Raw genomic sequence first — 20125 nt, 5'->3', positions numbered from 1 at the left:
TTTTTATTTGGTTTCTTCTGTTGTCTCAGCAGTTTTAGTTTCTGCTACAGGCTCTACAGATTTCTTACCTTTTTTATCTTTTTTAGCTTTTCTTTCTTCTTCGAGTTTAGCTTTTTCAGCTTCTGAAAGTTCTACCGAAGAAATTGCAGAACGATTGAATTCAAGCTTACAGTTTTCATCAACTTTGAGAATTATTGTCTTTTCTTTTACAGAAGAAACAGTTCCATGTATTCCACCGATTGTGATAACTTTGTCGCCTTTTTTCAAAGCATTGAGCATTTTTTCTGTTTCTTTCTGTTTTTTGCTCTGCGGACGAATCAAAAAGAAATAGAAGATTACGATAATGATAAGAAAAGGAAACAAAGTTGCGAGTAAGTTTCCAGAACCAGAAGCAGTTGCTGCTCCACCTGCCTGTAAAAATGGGATAAATGACATATATAGTTCCATCCTAGTTTTAAAAATCTGATTTAAAATCAGTCTGGAAAGTATAACACTAATGTTTTTAGAAATCAATGGAGTTTTTTCTAAGAAAAGCTATAATTTTAAGTTTTTTAGTTGATTTTTGCGTTCATTGCACTCACTATTTAATCAATTTTGTGAGAGCTTCGTTTAATTTTTTAACTGAATTGTCGTTCGGTTTTATAGCCACAACTTGACGAAGATAATACTGAGCTTTTCTGTAGTCTTTCTTTTCATAATATAATTCATAAAGAGAAAACAAAGCGTCGCTGTTACGAGGATTTGATATAAGGCTCAGACGAAGATCTTCAAGTTTTTTTTCTTCCGTGTAGTGCAAAAAACTTCGCCGGTAGTAAATATAACTTTTTGTCTTAGAAGAAGCGTTTACAAGAAGGCTGTCTATGTATTTCAAAACGTTTTCTCTTGAACCGACTTGACTATATGCAAAAAGATATGTCTGCATGATAATTTCATCATCAGGATGAGCATCATACTGAGCTTTTGCAAATTCATATCCTTCATTTTTTTTGCCGAGTTTTATACAAACGGTGACATATTGCTCTACTATTTCTGGAGAAACGTTTTCTGCGGAGATAAGTTTACGGCTTGTATTATATGCTTCCTGCCAATTTTCGCGTTGAATAAGACCTTTCAACGCATAACCAAGCGCAACTTGATTATCAGGATCTTTGTTCAATACAAGAGCCGCAAGTTCATCTGCATACTTCCCGGCAACGGGAGAATCAGTCTCTGCCGAAATGCGGGCGGCAAATATCAACGCCTCTTGATTGTCAGGATATAGTTTAAGAGCCTTTTCGACAGTATCTGTTGCAGCTGTTGTATTTTTGCTCCAGTCTAGCTGCACTCGAACTCTTAAAATCAAATAGTCGATTGAAGAGCTATCTTGCCTTGCGTACATATCTAAAAGAGAAACTGCGTGAATGTAATCATTTTTTTCAATCAGGATTTTGGCACGGAACAAAAGGAATTCAAGATCGTTTGGAGTTTGCTGCAAAACACGTGCGACGTAAATCTCTGCCGAATCATAATTGCCGGAAGCAAAAGCGATATATGCGTTTTGTTTTAAAATTTCAATGTTGTCGGAATCTGTGCCAAGCTTGTTTATGACTTGAGAAGCAAGGCTGACGTTGCCGTTTAAACGCAAAACCCTGCCATAAGCGAGCGCGATTTCTTGCGTACTTTCGGAATCTTTATATGCCGCAGATAGATATTTTTCGGCAGTTTTCAGCTCTCCTTTTTTTTCATACAAAATTCCTGAAAGATAATTTACAAGCACGGAATCAGGTCTCAGTAAAAGAGATGTTTTTAACACATCTTCGCAAGGTCCGTAAACAACGTTGCCGGCAGAAGGGTTTAGAAGAACGAGGGCTGGCAACATTATTGCAAAAAAATCTGCATTGCCTGTGCTGTAATCAAAGACCCCTTGTTTTACGGAACCGATTGCACCCATATAAGGATTGTTGTCATCTACTGAAGGGACATCGAACATCACGTGTTCCGAAGGCCACGCATACTTCATTATATTTGCGGCAATGTTTACAAGTACTTTTTCGTTTTCCTGATACTCTTCTGATTTTTGACGGAGTTTTGATATTGCGGATTTTATCGAAGAAGGGCTGCCTATCTCTATTCCTTTCAAAACACTTTCATCGATTTTCTTAAAATAAGATTTATTTTTTCTCGTTGGCAATTTTATCGATTCCGACAGCGAGACTTCCGGTTGTGACTGCGAAGAAATTTCTGTTGCGTCGGCAGAAACTGCATCTTTTTTCTTTTTTGCAGAAAAAATCGGGGTGCTTATAAACGAAGCGACCAGAATTGTGAGAACTGCGGTTTTTTCAGCAAAAGAGATTTTCAAAAGTTCCTCATTTTATTTTGTTGTAGATTTAATCACCGGTTTCCCAATTTCCCAATTTTCCGATTATCCGATTTATTGCTTTCAATTTTTTATAGCTATTTTTAAGCATCATTTTTTAGTCATCTGATTCTGTATTCAAAGATACTTCTTCATCAGAAAAAGATCCTGTTTCTTCATCATTGATGACAAGCTCTTTGTGTTTTTGCTGCAACAAAAAGAATGAGATGAGTCCGACCGCAATCAACAAAAGGAACAACGGACCCAATGTTGCAGCAATAATTCTGAATGAAAACTTAATAATTGAGAATGAAAAAAGCGAATACCAGAGCCCCATTCCAAGAATCACAATTGACGGAAACAGATATCCAAATTTAACTCGGTGATATTTAAACAGACCGGCAACAAACAAAAACAGCCCGGAAAATATTCCATAAACAGGCCACCATTTTTCCAGATCGCTATCGATAATGTAAATAACAAAAGTTGTCAAAATGCTGTATGCAAGAAAAATCATACCGATGAACATCTGAAAATAGTTGTGAGTGATTCGCATTGAAACTGCCAAAATTAAAACACCGATTAAAAATTCGGAAATAATCAGCGCAATGTTCGCAACGTCTACAGGTTTTGAACGGTTTTGAATCATTGATAAAATGGCGCAAATCACGAAAAAAATTATTTCACAACATACGAGCAAATTTAGAATTTTTGAACTCTTATTATATGTCATATTCATACCTAACTATAGATAATACAAGTAAAGATTAATCTTTACAATAACAAATCACTGTGCTAAATTCAGAATCATGAAATTTAAGAGCATAGTATTATTGTTGCTAAGTTTATTGATTCTTTCTTCATGCGGCAAAAAAATAGATATAAAAGAACAAATTCAATCAAAAAATCAGGCAGAACTTCAACTGCTTCTCCAAAATCAGCGACTAAATGATAAGCAACGTTATTCTATAATCAATCAGATGGCAAACAATCTTCTTGCGTCAAAAGACTATCACGGAGTTATTTTATTTTTAACAGACTGGGTAGACCAGAATCCTGACGACATGTACAACTCTTACTGGCTTTTGATGACAGCATACGCTTACCTTTCCACAGGGGCTGAATTTGTGGCTGAATATTATTTTGACAGGATTTTACAGCAATGTCAGGATCTTTTGATAAAAGGAAAGTCTGTTCATTTTATCTGCCTTCAAAATCTCATTCAGATAAGCAAAACACCGTCGCACAGAATTAAATATTTCAACGACCTTATAAATCGCTTTCCGCAAAACGTAAACACGACAGAACTTTACCTGCGTCTCGCTCTTGAATATCAGAATGACAGCCAATGGGAACAGGCGATGAAAACTTATGCAATTTTTCTTGAGCAGCCTGACGCTTCCTCTATTCAGATTCCCGGAGAACCTAATGCGTATAAAAATGCACGGCATCTTGTAGACTTCAACACATCTTCTAAAGACTGGACTTTTGAAAGTCTTGACGCACTTGAAGAAGCCGTAAAAAAAGCAATCAAAAATTACGACTGGAAAGCGCTGGACGATTACAAAGCAAAGGTAAATTTTTTCTCAATGTCGTGGAAACAGGAAGAGACGGACGCCAACTCGCAGGAAGAATTTTCAATGCAGTCGTGGATGAGAGGAAAAAGGATAAGATACAACGACACACTCGATGAAGATTCAACTCCTAACGAAGCATATTTAAGGACGTGGGGTTGGAACAACTACGTTTCTGTCTGGTACTTGTATTTTAGAAAAGTGAATTTTCCTCTCGATCCTGACATTCACGGAAACTGGGAATGGGCAGGCATTTACCTTGGAAACAAACTTTAATGAAGCGTATTTTCATTTTTACACTGTCATTGCTGTGTCTTTCAAAAATCTATTCACAAAAAAATGCTGCTGAAATATCGGCTCAAAAAACAGAGCCTCAAAAAATAGAAACTCAAAAAGTTGTTGAAGAAAATCATCACGCAAAAGATGTCGACAATGCAAAAGATGTCGACAATACAAAAGAGGTCTCTCACACAAAAGACGATGTTCAAACGAAAGATGTCGTTCACGAACGCAGACAAGTTCCCCTTGCGTCAGATGAAATTCTTGCAAGAGCAGACATTGATAATTTCCGCAAACAATACCTTTCTGAAAAATGGTCGGCATTATTGTACGATTATCTTGAATCTGCTATGGAATACCGTCTCTACGTTCGCAAAGCAGTTGAAGATCAAAATCTTCCGGCAATCATTGAATATTTACCGATAGTCGAATCAAATTATAAGACGACAGCAAAGTCAAAATCGGGAGCAATCGGAATGTGGCAGTTTATGGCAAACAGCGTTTCCCCTTTTTTGACACTCAATGACTTTGTAGATGAAAGATTAGATCCTTGGAAATCGACAGATGCTGCGCTAAAAAAACTTCAAGACAATTACAATTACTTTGGAGACTGGCTTATTGCAATCGCTGCATATAACTGCGGAGCCGGAGCGATGACAGCCGCTATAAAAAAGGCAGGTAACAAAGATTTTTGGTATCTTGCAGATAAAGGTTATCTTTCGCAGCAGACTGCACTTTACGTTCCAAAACTTCTTGCAATTGCAGACATATCAATCAACAGCGAATATTACGAAATAGATTTGCCTGACCACGCGCAAGAATTCAAAACTCTTGAAAATGAAAAAAACGGTCATTTTGACTACATAACAGTACAAAACGCATATTCTCTTGCGCAACTCGCCCAAGAGATGCGAATAGATTCAAAAACACTCAAACACTTCAATCCATCTTACACGCTTGGAGTGACGCACCCTGTAAAACAGAGCCGGATAAGGCTTCCGCTCGGCATGCAGGAAACCGCAATTCAAGCGCTCGATAAACTCACCCCAATAAAATTTCCGCTGCAATATAAAGTTGTTGCCGGAGATTCATTGTGGTCTATTTCAAGAAAATACGGTACGACTGTCGCTGCTCTTTGCGATTTGAACAATATAAAAGAAAATGCAATACTTAAAATTGGAAAAACTCTTTATATACCGTCAAAATAAGCCGATGAATTGAATATGAAAAAGCGCTTTTTAAACATTTTTATAATTTTAATGATTTTCATCTCCGCAATCTTTGCGCAACAAAAACAAACTTCTGTTGAAGCAATCAGTTCTATAAACTGGATCACACGAGAATTTAAAACAAATATCAAGCTGGACACAAAAAAGGCAAACATTCAGATGCCGTCTGGAAAAAAATCAGCATCTACATATATATCTGCAAAAATGCCTCCGCTTATTCAACCTCCCCTCCTTTCGCTTTTTGAAGATTCAGAAAACGCGCTCGCAAATTGCGTGATACAAGAAGAATTAACAATCAATAAAATACACATGATAATAATGAGCGGCTACAAAACTCCTGACGTATTTTCAAAAGACATGAAATACCTCGACACGACAAATACTATAAATATAACGCAGATAAGTCGGCAACTTGTACATCACAACTATCCGTATAATCCTGACAAACCGATTGAAACAGTTCCGTCACGAAAATTTTCAGGAATTGTGATAGACGCCCGTGGCGCATATCCGGTTCACGGCGAATACGTAAAAAGTCATGTCTATGCATGCATGTTCCCTCGCATTTGGGACGACCAGATGAATATTATCTACGAAAAAAATGTTGTAGAGCCGAAAATCGCTGCAGAAAAAGGGCTTGTCGGGTTTCACTACTCAGATGACATTTCATTTTATGAAGACAGAGTCGGAGCTGACCCTCTTTACATAAGGGCTGAGGAGGTTTACGGGAGAAACAGAACGGATCCAGTTATAAAGCGCCGAGACGCATTAAAAATTTTATCAGAACCGGAAAATATAAAACTTATTCAAAACGGAAAAGTCGTAATTCTCCTCGATAAAGAAAATCTCATCTACGATATCTCTGTTCCTGAAAAAGATAATTCTTACTATCTAAAATACAACGAGATTAAACAATATCTCTATGAAAACAAAGTACCAGGTCTCACTTTCTCAGATTCAACAGATGGTCTTCAGTTTACAGTTGACCTTAAATTCTACCCCGATTCACCTGAAATGCTTGCTTCTGAAAAAGAACGTATTGAAGTTATTGCGGATAAACTTAAAGAAATTTTAAAAGATGATGGCTACACGATTCTAGTGGAAGGACACACTGCCGATGTCGGAAAACCTGTTGGGCAGTTAAACCTTTCGATAGAAAGGACAAAAACAGTGATGAACGCTCTGATATCTGAAGGCTTGGATAAAAACATATTTACATACAAAGGATATGGCGGAACGATGCCGATTGCTTCAAATGATTCGGAAAAAGGGCGAGCACAGAACAGACGTGTAAATATCATAGCACGCCCGCGCGCAACTTACATTCAGCGCGACTGGAAATAAACTTCTGTAAATAAATTTACAGCGCAAGCCAAGCGCCAAACTCCTCATAACAAAATTTGATAGGCGGTTTTGTGATAAACAATTTTTAATCTTTCACAATTTCAAGGGATTTTGCCTGATATTTTGGAAGAAACTTTTTGCGTCCGCCGGTTTCAAACATCACGTCTATTACAAATTCACCTGAATTTGAAGATGCAGAAACTATTGCGCCGTAACCGTAGTCGTCGTGAAAGACTTTTGTTCCTTTTTTCCATTTTTCGGAAAGCTCGTCTTCTTTTACTCCGTAGCCCGCGCTATAACCGTCAGAAAGTCTGCTAAATTCAAAAGGTTTAGAGCCCACAATAGAAAACGCTTCTGAAGATTCCCGAATGAACAAACTTGGCTTCATATATTCAAGGCGGCCGTACATAATGCGCTGCCTAGTTGATGTCACATAAAGTTCGTCGCGCGCACGAGTGATTCCAACATAAAAAAGACGCCGCTCTTCTTCGAGTTCAGAACCTACTTTTTCGGCACGTGGAAAGATACCTTCTTCAAGCCCTGTGATTATAACTTTGTTGTATTCAAGTCCCTTTGTATTGTGAAGTGTGATTAGAGTTACTGCGTTGTCGCCCGCATCTTCACTTTCAATTTCAAGGGAACGGTCTAGGTTGATTGCATCCAAGAACTCAAGAAGCCCTTCCATCGAACATTCGTAAGGGACAGCGCTGTTCACGAGCTCTTCAAGGTTTTGAACGCGTGTTGTGCCGTCAATTTTATCTCCTGCTCTGTGATATTCGTCCAATCCTGAATCGTGAATAACCCGCTCAATAAACTTTGAAAGGGAATAATTTTCTGCATTTGAGCTAGGTTTTGTGTCCGAATTTATGGCGGAATTTCGCGCGTCGGCGTTTTGCGCAATATCAACGTTTTGCGCAATATCAACGTTTTGCTCAATATCAGTGTTTTGGTCAATATCAGCGTTTTGTACATCAGCGCTTCTATCGAAAAAGTAAAATTCTGAAGCAATTTCATCATACAATTTTACAAACGCTTCAGCACCTTCGCGAGCTTTTTTTGAAAGCGATTGAGAAAGAGAACGGACAGCCTCAACAAGATTACTCAGGCTGCGCTCGCCCGATTGATTTTCAGATACAGCGCTTTCAACAATTTTATCTTGCGTTTTTTCTCCAATACCGCGCGAAGGTTTATTTATGATACGCCTGAATGAGATTTCATCTTTTTTGTTCGCAAACAGTGAAAGATATGCCAGTGCATCTTTTATTTCCTCACGCTCATAAAACTTGAGAGAACCCACTACTACATAAGGAATTTTTCGGTGAATGAATTCTTTTTCAAAACCGAGCGACTGAGCGTTAGTTCTGTATAAAACAGCCCAATCAGAATATTTTGCACCACTTGCAACTGACTTTTTTATCAAATCTGAAACAAATCTAGTTTCGGCATTTTGGTCGCTTAAAAAAGTAAGGACAGGACTCCCTCCATCTCCGCGCGCTGCAATAAGTTCTTTTCCGAGCCTATTTTTATTTTTCTTTACGACAAGCCCTGCCGCATTCAATATTTTTGCAGTTGAACGATAATTTCGAATGAGTTTTATAATCTGAGTACCGGGAAACTTTTCAGGGAAAGTTACGATGTTTTCAACTTCGGCACCGCGAAACTTATAAATAGACTGATCATCATCTCCTACAACGCAGACATAGCTGTCATTGCCATGCTGCACCCCTGACAATTCTTGAAGCAGCTTATATTGTGCGATGTTAGAATCCTGATATTCGTCGACCATTATAACTCTAAAACGGTTGTGGATATATTTAGAAATTTTATGATTATCGTGCATTATCTGACCTGTCAGCATAATCAAGTCACCAAAATCGACGTTGCCAGTTGCGCGCAACCTTTTTTGATATTCCCGATAAATGTCGTTTATGTCGAACTCACTTCCGAGAATTGAAAGGTCATCTTCCGGTGTCAGGCAATAATCTTTCGCAAGAGAAATTTGGTGGGCTGCGGCTTTTACTTCTTTTGTAGAGAGAGAAGGAACTGCTTTTTTAAGCAAAACAGCCATATCGTCATCATCATAGATTGTAAAAGAAGAGACGAGCCCGCATTCATCTGAATATTTTCGCAAAAACCAGGAACCGAACGAATGAAATGTCCTTATCTGAGCATCTGCTGCTCGCTGTTCAATTTCAACGGCGCGCCGACGCATCTCATTTGCAGCCTTTTTTGTGAAAGTCACAGACAGAATCTGCCACGGCTCTATATTTTTTTGTGAGATAAGATAAGCGATTTTTGTTGTGATCACACGAGTTTTGCCGGAGCCGGCTGCCGCCAGAATCAAAAGAGGCGAGCCTTCGTGTTCAACAGCTGCTCTCTGTTCTTCGTTTAATAAATCAAGATAGTGCTGCATGTTTTCAAAATAGTTGATTTCATTATAAAAATCAACAACATCGAATATTCAAGTTCAAACCTTTAATTTATTTTAAAACAAAAACTTGATTTCACTTTTTTCATACTTTTTGCAGAGTTTTATAAATCTGGAGTCAAGGTCAACTCCTGTGCTTGCAATAACTTTGACGAGAATCACGTTTCCAGACTTCACACTTTCAACTTGAGTCATATCATCGATGTCGTAACGGATCACTGTACTTCCGTCAACTTCCGGAGCCTGGAACCATGCCCGTCCGATAGCAAGCCCTTCAACTTCACCGCAATCTTGAGAGTTGTCAGGCTGAACAATCTCTTCAATCAGGACTTTTATCTCTTTTCCAACATATTTTTGAAGATGCTCTGCTGTAATTTCCGTCTGGCGCTTTGCAAGGTGGGCGGCACGCTCTTTCGCAACTTTCGCAGGAACTCTCCCTTTCAATTTATAAGCCGGTGTATCTTCTTCGCGGCTATACGGAAAGCAGCCTGACCAGTCCGGCTCAATCGCCTCAAGAAAATTAAAAGTATTTTGAGCAGCTTCTTCCGTTTCTCCGGGGAACCCTGTCAAAAATGTTGTACGAATAACTGCATCGGGGAGCTCACTTCTGATTTTTTTCACAAGTTCTATGTATTTTTTTTGGCTCCCGACTCTATTCATCGCACTGATGATTTTGTCGTCACCGCTTTGAAACGGAACATCAAAATAAGGCAAAAAACGGCTGTCATATTTCATCGCATCGATTATGTCGTCAGAAAAATGATCAGGGTGAATATAAAGCGGTCTAATTACAAAGTCACCTGGAATATCTTTGATTTTTGCCATAAGGTTTGAGAGTTTTGTGCTGTTTTCAGAGCCGTAAGCGGCGAGATCTTGCCCGATTAGGTTTATTTCATAAACACCATCTGAAACAAGTTTTTTAATCTCTGATAAAATTTCATTTTCGGGACGGCTCCGCAATTCTCCTCGAATCAGCGGAATTGCACAAAAAGAACAGTGGTTTGAACAGCCTTCCGTTATTTTTACAAATGCCGATGACGGGAAATTAAAAAGAAAAGGACGTTCGCCGCCGCAAACTCCTGACTGAGGAAAAATTTCAACCGCTCTTTTTTTCTCCACAGAATGCATAAATTCTGAAATTTTAGAGATGTCGCCGTTTCCAAAAATACCGTCAAGCTCCGGCATAGACTGATAAAGCTGTTCTGAATAACGCTCAGCAAGGCAGCCCGTCAAAATAATCTTTGCGTTCGGGTACGCTGCGTGGATGTTGCAAACTGCGCCGATAGATTCTTTTTTTGCAGATTCGATAAAGCCGCAGGAGTTGACGATGATGAAATCAGCTTGGAATGCATCTGTTGTAAACTCAAAACCCGCTCTTGTCAAATAGCCGGTTATCAGTTCTCCATCAGTCTGATTTTTTGCACAACCATGCTGATCAATAAAAAACTTAGTCAAGTTCAATTACCACCAGTTTATATCTACCGTCAGTATCTTTTATCCATTTGATATCTTCGACAAATACCTGACCGGCAACGCCCAAATCGAGGTCGAACGATTTTGAATCGGCAATTACGGTGATTTTTACAGTGTTGTAATTTGAAGCCCAAAGCCTGATTCCGTTTTGCGGAGTAGCGGTAAACAATTCGCCACGCGCAAAGTAAGATTCAACAGCATCATCGCGGTCGACTTGCGTTCTAAACAGACAAGGTCCTCTAAAACTTGCGTTTACAGTAAAAGGATAAGCTCTGTTGTCTTCGTGAATTACTTTTTGAGGATGTTTTGATTTAATCTCTGAGGCAAATGGAATTTCATCGACTGCGACTGTTGTCGCCTCTTTTGAAACGCCGTGCCGTAAAAGAATGCTGACTTCAGCTCCGCGCGTTTCATCTGTTGAAGAGATATCAGAGACATAAACTATCATATCAGGAAGAGCATCTCCATCTATATCGAGTTCCGATTCTTCTGCGAGTTCAACATAATAAACTCCGGAAGGAGTATCAATTCCGAATGAAGACAAAGCATCGCGAACAGTGAGGACTATTTTTCCGTCTTTTCCTGTTGGAATAATAAGTTGGTCGCCTTTGTATAGCCGTTGTACAAATTTTTTATCATCAAGCTCATACTTGTGAGCCTTCATATTGTTTGAAACAATCACGTTTCCATCATCTGTGTTTTTTTTCTTTTTAATGATAATCACGGAAACAACGCATATAACAACGAGAGCAGCTATCGAAGTAATTATATACGGCAAAAAAAATCTTGTTTTCGGAGTTTCGTACAATCCGATTGGCAAAGGGGATTCCTGAATCATTTTGTTTTTGTAAAGTTTAATGACAAAATTGGAATCAAGTTCAAGATAACTCGAATAAATTTTTAAAAAGCCAAACATGTATGCTTCACCGGGAAACACACTGCTGTCCTCTGCCTCGAGCCCTTCCAGATATCTTTTTTCAATAGAAATTTCGCGGCTTATGAGTTCTAAATCTAGACCTTTCGATTCTCTTGTCTGGCGAAGAAGCCCTCCGTAACTTTCCATACCGCATTACTCCGTAAACAAGAAGTTGTTGTAATTATTTGCATCAGATGGAGCGTCGTAAACAAAACGCTGTTCTGTCATATTTTGATTCAAAACATAATCATAAAAGTTGAAAACAAAGTGTTCGCCTTTTGGAGTAACAGCTTCAATTCTGCGGATAAGTTTTGTTTTTTCATTGACTGCAATTTTCATATATCGAAATGCTTCTGCTGAACTTTTTCGAGTTAAAATAAATTTCACAACCATTTCGTTTGAGCCGTTTCCAAGAGGTTCTGCATTTTGCCCGTTTTCGTAAGCGACAGTGTAATAACGCGACATCAAAAATAAACCTTGAGGAGTTGACAGAGAAGCTGCATTGTTGGAACTTCCCGGAGAAATCTGCTGTTGGAGAACTGCCGGTGAAGACGGAATATAAACTGTAAGCATGTCGCCATTGAAACATATAACTTGTTTTTCGGGATTTGTGTAATCCATTCGCATCAAGTTTGGAGATTTAAACGAAAGTTTGCCGGCAGACTCGATTTTATCTATTTTGATTTCAAAATCTACTTCGTAGTCTTTTATTGTTCCGTAATATTCTGAAATTGTCTTAAAATATGCGCTTGCCGTCGTGATGCTCTGTGCAAATATCGCCGCAGAAAAAAATAATGTGCAGAATAAAAGAGATACCTTTTTCATATCTGCACATTATATCGTTAAATTATTTGATTGTCTATTTAGGTTATTTATTTGTCTGTCGGATTTGCTTCCGGCGACTTTGCTTTTGGCTGCTTTTCTTCTACATGTTTTTCTTTTACAGATTTTGCATTTGTAGATTTACCTTTTGCTTTTGCCTTTGCTTTTTCTTCTATCTCTTTGCAGTGCGCTTCACCTTTTATGATGTCGTAGAACTCTTTGCCATCCATCGTTTCAATCTCTTCAAGACGTCTTGCGATAAAATCAAGCAAATCTTTGTGGTCTGTCAAAAGTTTTACAACAGCCTTATAGCGCTCGTCCATTATGCGCGCAATTTCGCTGTCTATGTAATTTTGAGTCTCTTCGCTGAACTCACGGACAAGGTTTGGCTCGCCACCGCGATTCCCTAAAACGCCGCGACCGAGTGTCATATTCTTAAACTTATCTGACATACCGTACGAAACAATCATCTGCTTTAATATATCTGTAGCACGTGCGATGTCGTTTGATGCACCTGTAGAAATATCTCCGAGCAAGATTTCCTCTGCAGCGCGACCGCCGAGCATTGAATCGACTTCGTTTATCATATCTTTTTTTGTGAGGCAGAATTTTTCTTCATCTTCTTCACGATACTGTGTAAAACCGCCTATTCCATGAGAGCGTGGAACAACTGTGATTTTATTTACAGGTTCATGACCTTCCGTAAATGCTGCGACAAGAGCGTGCCCTGTTTCATGGACAGAAGTGAGACGCATTTGCTTTTTATTTTCTTTTCGCGATTTCTTTTTGAGCCCGATGCTTACCTTATCAATAGCTTCGTTGAAATCCTCCATCGAGACTTTTTTTCGTCCATTGCGGACTGCTAGGAGTGCAGCCTCGTTTACAACGTTTGCCAAATCGGCTCCTGCAAATCCTGTTGTTCCGTGTGCGACAGACTCAAAATCAACATCGCTGCTTAGTTTTACATGCTTTGCATGAATGCGAAGGATATCTTCTCGCCCCTTTACATCAGGTTTTTCAACAGGAACTTGACGGTCAAAACGTCCGGGACGCAAAATTGCAGGGTCAAGCACATCTACGCGGTTAGTTGCGGCAAGCACAATCAATCCCTTGTCGTTGTCAAAGCCATCCATCTCTACAAGAAGCTGATTTAAAGTCTGTTCGCGCTCATCGTTGCTGCTGAATCCGTTTGCACGGCTTTTTGCGAGGGCATCTATTTCATCTATAAAGATGATACAAGGAGCTTTTTCACGAGCCTGTTTGAACAAGTCACGAACGCGGCTCGCACCTACTCCGACAAACATTTCGACAAAGTCCGAACCGGAAATGCTGAAAAACGGAACGCCTGCTTCGCCTGCAACTGCGCGAGCGAGCAATGTTTTTCCGGTACCTGGGTCACCGACAAGCAAAACTCCCTTAGGAATCTTTCCTCCGATATCAGTGTATTTTTTAGGAGATTTCAAAAAGTCGACAACTTCGACGAGTTCTTCTTTTGCTTCATCTACGCCGGCAACGTCTGCAAAACGAGTTTTTATCTTTCCTTCTTCAATGACTTTTGCGCGAGAATTTCCGACATTGAAAATGCTGCCCATTCCACCACCGCCTCCGCCCATTTTTCTGAACAGAAAAAAGTACATGAGGAATATAAGTCCGAACGGAACAAGGAGATTCAACAGGAGCTGAAGCAGCCAGTTGCTCTGTTTTACGACAAATTTGTAGCGAACGTGTTTGGTGTCGAGGTAATCAATAAAATTTGAAGTGAGGACTGCAGCTGTTTTATACTGAGTACTTGTCCTTGCGACTGGAACCGAAAACAATTTCATGCCTTTTATATTTGAATCGTTTTGAGAAACTTCCACAGAAGGTCCGTATCCAACAAAATAATTTTCTCCTAAATCAACTGAAACTATTTCGCCGTTTTCTATTTTTTCTTTGAAATCTGAGAAGTCTATTAAATTTTCCGTTCTTCTAAATACAAAAACATCTGCAAGAGCTAGAATTAAAAGCGTAACAAGCAGAATCGGCCAGAAGCGGATTTTTTTCTTGCCATCTCGATTTTTATCGTTTTTATCATTATTTTCAGGCCCCGCAAACTTAAAAAATTTGTATGGATCGTTTTCGTCATCGTTATTTTTTTGTTCGTTATTCTGATTTTCAGCCATTAGCTTTTCCTTAAAAAGTAGATATACTTAATATAGTAAAGATACTCAAAATTTTCTACTAAATTCGAAAATTATCAATTATTTTTGAAAAACTTAAATGCGCAATCTAAACGCAAAAACTTTGACTTTGAGCTGATAACTTTTTGAAAATTTTTGTAAACAATTTTTCGATTTAGCCGACAATCAAAATGGAGGTTTCTATGGGTTACCAAAACGCATATACCGCATATCAGAGAACAAATGTAAACACTGCGAGTCAGGGGCGTCTTGTCGTATTATTGTACGAAGGTGCGGTAAAACATCTTACATCGGCATTAAATCTTTTTGATAATAACGGTAAAATCAAGGCAAAGGATATTGAACAATTTGGTATTCACATCCAGAAAGCTCAGGCAATAATTACGGAATTGCAAGTTTCTTTAGATATGGAAAAAGGTGGAGAAATTGCACGCAATTTGATGTCACTTTATGTTTTTTTTAATGAAGAACTTATGGACGCTTCTATCAATCACACAAAGGCAAAAATTGAATTTGTCCAAAAAAATATGAATGAGCTTGCAGATTCATGGAGAACGATTGCAAACAGCACTGCAAATGCACCTGCCGGAAATGTTGCAAACGCCCTGAATATTGAAGGTTAATTCATGGAGGGAGGGCTATTTATGGCTGAAATTTCACAAGAAGAATTAGACAGACGCGTTGCTCTTTTACACAGATTCAGAACGCTGCTTCAAGAGCAAAGAAATAAATTTCAAGAATATCTCAACGTGCTTGAAAAACAAAAAGAATCAATCAGCGAAGAAGACCCTGAAAAAATTCTTGCACATACGGAACTTGAGCAGCAAGTTGTAAAGAACATCATAAATCTTCAAAAAGTTATCGTTCCTATATCAAAAATGTATAGCAACGGTTCCAAACTCAGCCATACTGAAGAAGACAAAGAAATCAAGAAAATTCAAAATGATTTGTCAGAGCTGCAAGATAAAGTTCTAAAGCAAAACGAAATCAACAGAGATCTGCTCCGAGTTCACATCGAACAGATTCGCACGCAACTCTCAAACTTCAAAAATCCGTACAAAAACAACAGAAGTGTTTACGCACCTCATCAGCCTTCTAAAATTGCAACAATAGTTCAAATTGACCTCTGATTCAAACTAAGAAAAAGGCTGCTCCACAGTGATGACACAATTTACGTCGTCAAATCTCTTACGAATAGCGTTATTTAATTGCGTCTTTATCTCTTCATCAGTCAGCTTAAAGCCGAACGGTTTTACTAAATCAAAAATCAAGTCGGTGTGAGTTTTCTCAAAAGACATTCTGATATCGTGAGCTTTCAGTTCCGGGCTTATCTTTTCAACTTCTTCTTTTACTGCAGTTTTGAGATTTTTTAAGCGCCTGTTGTTGACATCTACAGGATCCATGTGAATTGTGATGTTGCAATTGAACTTTTTTGAAACATCTGATTCAGCATTATCTATTACATCGTGAAGTTCAAAAACGCTAAGATTTCCCGGAACTTCTGCATGAAGCGAAATCATAACTCTTCCATGTCCGTAATCGTGAATAATCAAATCATGAACTCCGCAAATCGGTTTGTGTCTTAGAACTTCCTGTTCAACTGATTTTACAAATTCACTATCAGGGGCGGCACCGAGGAGCGGCATGACAGTTTCCTTAGCGGTTTCATAGCCGGTTTTTAAAATCAGGACGGCGACAATAATTCCTCCAAATCCGTCGACAGGAAAATCTGTAAATTTTGATGCGACGATTGAAACAATTACGACCACATTCGAAATCATATCACCGAGGCTGTCGACAGCGGCTGCATACATCACAACTGAATTGATTTTTTTTGAGATACTGTGATTGTAAAAGTACATATAAAGCTTTACGAGAATTGCCCCGCACATGATGATTACTGTCTCATTTACATGTTCAATTTTGGAAGGATTTTTTATAGCAAGGACAGAAGATTTAAAAAGTTCAACACCCATCAGTATAACAAAAAAAGAAATCACAAGACCAGAAATATACTCGAGGCGACCGTGTCCAAAAGGATGTTCAAAGTCAGGCTTTTTTGAAGAAAGTTTAAAACCAATCACCTGGATGATTGAAGAGGCTGCGTCAGAAAGATTGTTGAATCCATCTGCGACCATTGCGACAGAAGATGAGAGCGAACCTAAAATGAATTTTACAATGAAAAGAAAAAAGTTTAAAAATATACCGACGGCACCGCACAAAATACCATATTTTTCGCGAACAGAATTATCTTCATAATTTTTATAATTTTTGATAAATATTCTTGCAAGCACAGTAAGCATAAAACGGCTCTCCTGATTGAGTGATATTTATAATAATAGCGTCCATTTCCGTTTTTAGACAATATTAAGAAATAGAAAAATTAAAGCAGAGTTTTCGTCGGCGCTTATAAAATGCGTCTCTCATTTTAACCACGCTTGTTTTGAAGCAGAGCTTTCCGGTCAGCATGATTCTAAAGGCAACACGATTCTAAAGGCAACATGATTCTAAATAGATTTATTTTTCGTTATAATGGTGCTATGGAATATAAGGAATCGGCGAATTCAATGAAGTTGACGAACACGACAAAATCGACGAAGCCTGCGGGAGCGGGAGCGAAATCAAAATCAAAATCGACAGGATTTTCAAAACAATCGATTGCGGTTTTTATTTTTTTCATTTTGTCAGTTACGGTTTTTGCCCAAGAAAATACGCCGCTTTATTTTGGAAATCCTTCGAAAGCAAGCTCAGACCTTTTTGCAGAAAATGCAGAAGAAAACTATCTCATGGAAAAAAAACAATTTTCTATGTCATACAACAATAAAACTCTTGAAGCCAACTGGGTTGCATGGCATTTGTGCGCAACCGATATCGGAGATTCAGGGCGTTCCAATAAGTTTATTCCAGACCAAAGCCTTCCATCTGAATGGTACAAAGTCAAAAAGGAAGATTATCAATACAACGCATACGGGTTTGACCGCGGGCATATCTGCCCTTCCGCAGACAGAACAGCGACATCGGAAGATAATCAGGCAACATTTTTGATGACGAACATGATTCCTCAATCTCCTGACTGCAACAGAATAACATGGAAAAACCTTGAATCATACGAACGCGAACTTGCACTTTCCGGAAATGAACTTTATATTTTTGCAGGTCCGGTCGGAAGCGGCGGAACAAGTGGGCGCGGATACTTTGACGAAATAAAACTTGAAAATAACGAACGCTCGATAAAAGTACCGGAATTCTGCTGGAAAATTATTTTAATTCTACCGGAGGGAGAAGACGACATAAGCAGAATAACGCAAGATACACATGTTATAAGCGTTTGCGTGCCGAACAAACAAGGCTGCCACGTAGCCGGCGATTGGGATATCTATAAATGTTCGATAAACTATATAGAAGAAATCACAAACTTTGATTTTTTTGATATACTTCCCGACGATCTCGAAGAATACCTTGAGGAAAAACAATGAACCTTCTGTCTATAAATAACATTGCAAAAATCGGGCGTGAAAAACCGCTGTTCACAGACGTCACTTTCGGACTTCAGGAGGGGGAAAAAGCGGCACTTGTCGGACGAAACGGAACGGGAAAATCGACGTTGCTGAATACGATTGCAGGAGTTATTCAGCCTGACGAAGGGTCTGTCGTCATCAATAAAACTGCCGGGATTTCATTTTTACCGCAAAATCCGATTTATAACGAAGAAGACACTATCCGGCAGCACATTTTTAAAAACGATTCGCAAAAACTGACAATCATTCGGGAATATGAAGAAATATGCGGGCAGCTTGGAAGCACGGCAGGCGATAAGAGCGAACAACTCAAGCGCCGTTACGACGAAGCGATGTCAAAAATGGATAAAATGGATTTGTGGAATTACGAATCGCAGATACGCTCTATTTTAAGCACGCTCGGCATTCACGATATGACGCGAAAAATGGGAAGTTTGAGCGGCGGAATGATAAAAAAAGTTGCGCTCGCTCAGGTTCTCATCGAAGACACAAAAATCCTTCTTTTAGACGAGCCTACAAATCACCTCGATATAACTACAATTTACTGGCTTCAAAATTATCTTCACGATACAAAGCGTTCTGTTTTGATGGTCACTCACGACCGTTATTTTTTAGACGCTGTGTGCAACAATATTTACGAGCTTGCGCGAAACAAACTTAAACTTTATGCAGGAAACTATTCACAATATCTCGAAAAAAAGCAGATTGAAGCGGAGATTGAAGCAAACACGGAACGAAGAATCGAATCTATTTTGAGGTTTGAACGGGACTGGCTTTTGCGAGGTCCTTGTGCACGCGGCACTAAGATTAAGGCGCGCATTCAGCGGGATCAGCAGCTGATAAACCGCGAAAAGTTTCAATCTGACAAAGGATTTACATTTGAAGTTCACGGAAAAAGGCTCGGCGGAAAAGTTTTAGAATTGCACAACATCAGCAAAAATTATCCGAAAGGGTACGTCGGGCTATCTGCGGAGTCAGCAGAAGATGAAAAAGATGAAAAAAAACTAGAAAAATGCAAAAGCGTTTTGAATCTCAAGACAAAATCATTGATTCCCGTTATCAAAAATTTCAGTTACGTCTTTACAAAAGGTCAGAAAATCGGAATATTCGGAGACAACGGTTCGGGAAAATCGACTTTGTTAAACATAATCACTGGAAACCTCAAACCTGATTCGGGCACAATCGAAGTTGGAATAAACACAAAGTTTGGATATTACACACAAAATCCGAAATTTACGAACGTAGATTTGACTGTCCTCGAATACGTTACGGAAACTGCGGAACACATGTCGCTGAACTCCGGCAAAAAAGACGTAAGTGCCGCAAAATTTTTGGAAGAATTCGGGTTTACAGGAAAAATCCAGCATTCACCTGTTAGCACTTTGAGCGGCGGCGAACGAAAACGCCTTTACCTTGTTCGGCTTTTACTTGAAAATCCAAACTTTTTAATTCTCGATGAACCGACGAACGATTTTGATATTTTTACGATGAACATCTTAGAGCAGTTTTTGAAAAACTACGAAGGCTGCATTCTCATAGTGAGTCACGACAGATATTTTATGGATAAAACGGCAGACAGTTTGTTCATAATGGAAGAAGATGGCAACATCAGCGGTTTTGTTGGAAAATGCAGCGAATATATCGCCATGCGAGAAGAGATGAAAAAAGAGAGTGATTCTCACAGAGCCGAAATCAGCAAAAACAATGAAAAATCTACTGTCGCTACTCATCACAGTGATTCCGGCAATTACAACAATTCAGGCAGTTTTGAAGGCAACAGAAAAAAACACGAAAAACAGAAATTATCTTTCAAAGAGCAAAGGGAATTCGAAGAACTTGATGCAGAGATTCCGACGCTCGAATCGGAACAACAATCTCTCGAAGAAAAAATGAGCAGCAGCAATTTTTTTGAAGCACAAAAGGCTGGGAAACGCTACAATGAGCTCTCGAAACTGCTCGAAGAAAAATATTCTCGTTGGGAAAAGTTGGCAGAGAGAGTTTGATAAATCAACGTTATTTTGTTAAAT

Annotated in this window: 16 protein-coding genes; 7 read left to right on the top strand and 9 right to left on the bottom strand. The window is 38.9% G+C overall.

Annotation, left to right across the window (positions count from 1 at the left end; translation table 11 throughout):
* Positions 1 to 3: 3 nt before the first annotated feature.
* From yajC to H9I37_RS04240, 3 genes are all read right to left on the bottom strand, one after another.
* Positions 4 to 435: a preprotein translocase subunit YajC gene (gene yajC / locus H9I37_RS04250; RefSeq protein WP_187381226.1), complete on the bottom strand. Its 432-nt coding sequence runs from the start codon at positions 433 to 435 to the stop codon at positions 4 to 6.
* 145 nt (positions 436 to 580) lie between these two features.
* Positions 581 to 2338 (bottom strand): tetratricopeptide repeat protein, encoded by a 1758-nt coding sequence (locus H9I37_RS04245; RefSeq protein ID WP_187381225.1) that lies wholly within the window; start codon positions 2336 to 2338, stop codon positions 581 to 583.
* Between the two features lie 115 nt (positions 2339 to 2453).
* Positions 2454 to 2984 carry a hypothetical protein gene (locus H9I37_RS04240; RefSeq protein ID WP_187381224.1) on the bottom strand — a complete coding sequence of 177 codons (531 nt, stop codon included), beginning with the start codon at positions 2982 to 2984 and terminating at the stop codon, positions 2454 to 2456.
* Between the two features lie 160 nt (positions 2985 to 3144).
* Between H9I37_RS04240 and H9I37_RS04235 the strand changes: the two genes are divergently transcribed.
* Genes H9I37_RS04235 through H9I37_RS04225 form a run of 3 tightly spaced genes read left to right on the top strand, consistent with a single transcriptional unit; the run spans position 3145 to position 6761 of the window.
* The gene (locus H9I37_RS04235; RefSeq protein ID WP_187381223.1) at positions 3145 to 4185 is read left to right on the top strand and encodes a tetratricopeptide repeat protein; all 1041 of its coding nucleotides are present in this window, start codon (positions 3145 to 3147) and stop codon (positions 4183 to 4185) included.
* Entirely contained in the window at positions 4185 to 5396 is a 1212-nt protein-coding gene (locus H9I37_RS04230) for a lytic transglycosylase domain-containing protein (RefSeq protein WP_187381222.1), read from the top strand. The genes H9I37_RS04235 and H9I37_RS04230 overlap by 1 nt, the downstream gene beginning before the upstream one ends.
* Before the next feature lie 15 nt (positions 5397 to 5411).
* A complete protein-coding gene (locus H9I37_RS04225) occupies positions 5412 to 6761 on the top strand; it encodes an OmpA family protein (RefSeq protein ID WP_187381221.1) in 1350 nt (449 codons plus the stop codon).
* An 85-nt stretch (positions 6762 to 6846) separates the two neighbouring features.
* Here H9I37_RS04225 and H9I37_RS04220 read toward each other — a convergent pair whose 3' ends face one another.
* The 5 genes from H9I37_RS04220 to ftsH all read right to left on the bottom strand — a co-directional run bounded on the left by H9I37_RS04220 (position 6847) and on the right by ftsH (position 14562).
* On the bottom strand, positions 6847 to 9174 hold the full coding sequence (locus H9I37_RS04220; protein ID WP_187381220.1) for an ATP-dependent helicase: 2328 nt from the start codon (positions 9172 to 9174) through the stop codon (positions 6847 to 6849).
* A 72-nt stretch (positions 9175 to 9246) separates the two neighbouring features.
* Entirely contained in the window at positions 9247 to 10629 is a 1383-nt protein-coding gene (gene rimO / locus H9I37_RS04215) for a 30S ribosomal protein S12 methylthiotransferase RimO (protein WP_370586912.1), read from the bottom strand.
* Positions 10630 to 10636: 7 nt separating this feature from the next.
* Positions 10637 to 11725, bottom strand: coding sequence for a helix-turn-helix domain-containing protein (locus H9I37_RS04210; protein WP_187381218.1), 1089 nt, complete (start codon positions 11723 to 11725; stop codon positions 10637 to 10639).
* A 6-nt stretch (positions 11726 to 11731) separates the two neighbouring features.
* The gene (locus tag H9I37_RS04205; RefSeq protein WP_187381217.1) at positions 11732 to 12403 is read right to left on the bottom strand and encodes a LolA family protein; all 672 of its coding nucleotides are present in this window, start codon (positions 12401 to 12403) and stop codon (positions 11732 to 11734) included.
* Between the two features lie 47 nt (positions 12404 to 12450).
* Positions 12451 to 14562, bottom strand: a complete 2112-nt coding sequence (ftsH, locus tag H9I37_RS04200; protein WP_187381216.1) for an ATP-dependent zinc metalloprotease FtsH — start codon at positions 14560 to 14562, stop codon at positions 12451 to 12453.
* Between the two features lie 200 nt (positions 14563 to 14762).
* Between ftsH and fliS the strand changes: the two genes are divergently transcribed.
* Together fliS and flgN are read left to right on the top strand one after the other, a co-directional pair.
* Positions 14763 to 15203 (top strand): flagellar export chaperone FliS, encoded by a 441-nt coding sequence (gene fliS, locus H9I37_RS04195; protein ID WP_187381215.1) that lies wholly within the window; start codon positions 14763 to 14765, stop codon positions 15201 to 15203.
* Positions 15204 to 15224: 21 nt separating this feature from the next.
* A complete protein-coding gene (gene flgN / locus H9I37_RS04190) occupies positions 15225 to 15710 on the top strand; it encodes a flagellar export chaperone FlgN (protein WP_187381214.1) in 486 nt (161 codons plus the stop codon).
* A gap of 6 nt (positions 15711 to 15716) precedes the next feature.
* On the opposite strand, the gene H9I37_RS04185 is transcribed toward flgN, so the two are convergent.
* On the bottom strand, positions 15717 to 16883 hold the full coding sequence (locus H9I37_RS04185; RefSeq protein ID WP_187381213.1) for a cation diffusion facilitator family transporter: 1167 nt from the start codon (positions 16881 to 16883) through the stop codon (positions 15717 to 15719).
* Positions 16884 to 17120: 237 nt separating this feature from the next.
* Between H9I37_RS04185 and H9I37_RS04180 the strand changes: the two genes are divergently transcribed.
* The gene (locus H9I37_RS04180) at positions 17121 to 18056 is read left to right on the top strand and encodes a DNA/RNA non-specific endonuclease (RefSeq protein ID WP_187381212.1); all 936 of its coding nucleotides are present in this window, start codon (positions 17121 to 17123) and stop codon (positions 18054 to 18056) included.
* Positions 18053 to 20101: a ribosomal protection-like ABC-F family protein gene (gene abc-f / locus H9I37_RS04175; protein ID WP_187381211.1), complete on the top strand. Its 2049-nt coding sequence runs from the start codon at positions 18053 to 18055 to the stop codon at positions 20099 to 20101. The genes H9I37_RS04180 and abc-f overlap by 4 nt, the downstream gene beginning before the upstream one ends.
* Positions 20102 to 20125 lie beyond the last annotated feature (24 nt).

Origin of the sequence: Treponema sp. Marseille-Q3903, from assembly GCF_014334335.1 — a bacterium.
Taxonomy (GTDB): Bacteria; Spirochaetota; Spirochaetia; order Treponematales; family Treponemataceae; genus Treponema_D.
Note: the sequence above shows the minus strand (reverse complement) of the source record. Positions and strands in the feature narration are given on the sequence as shown.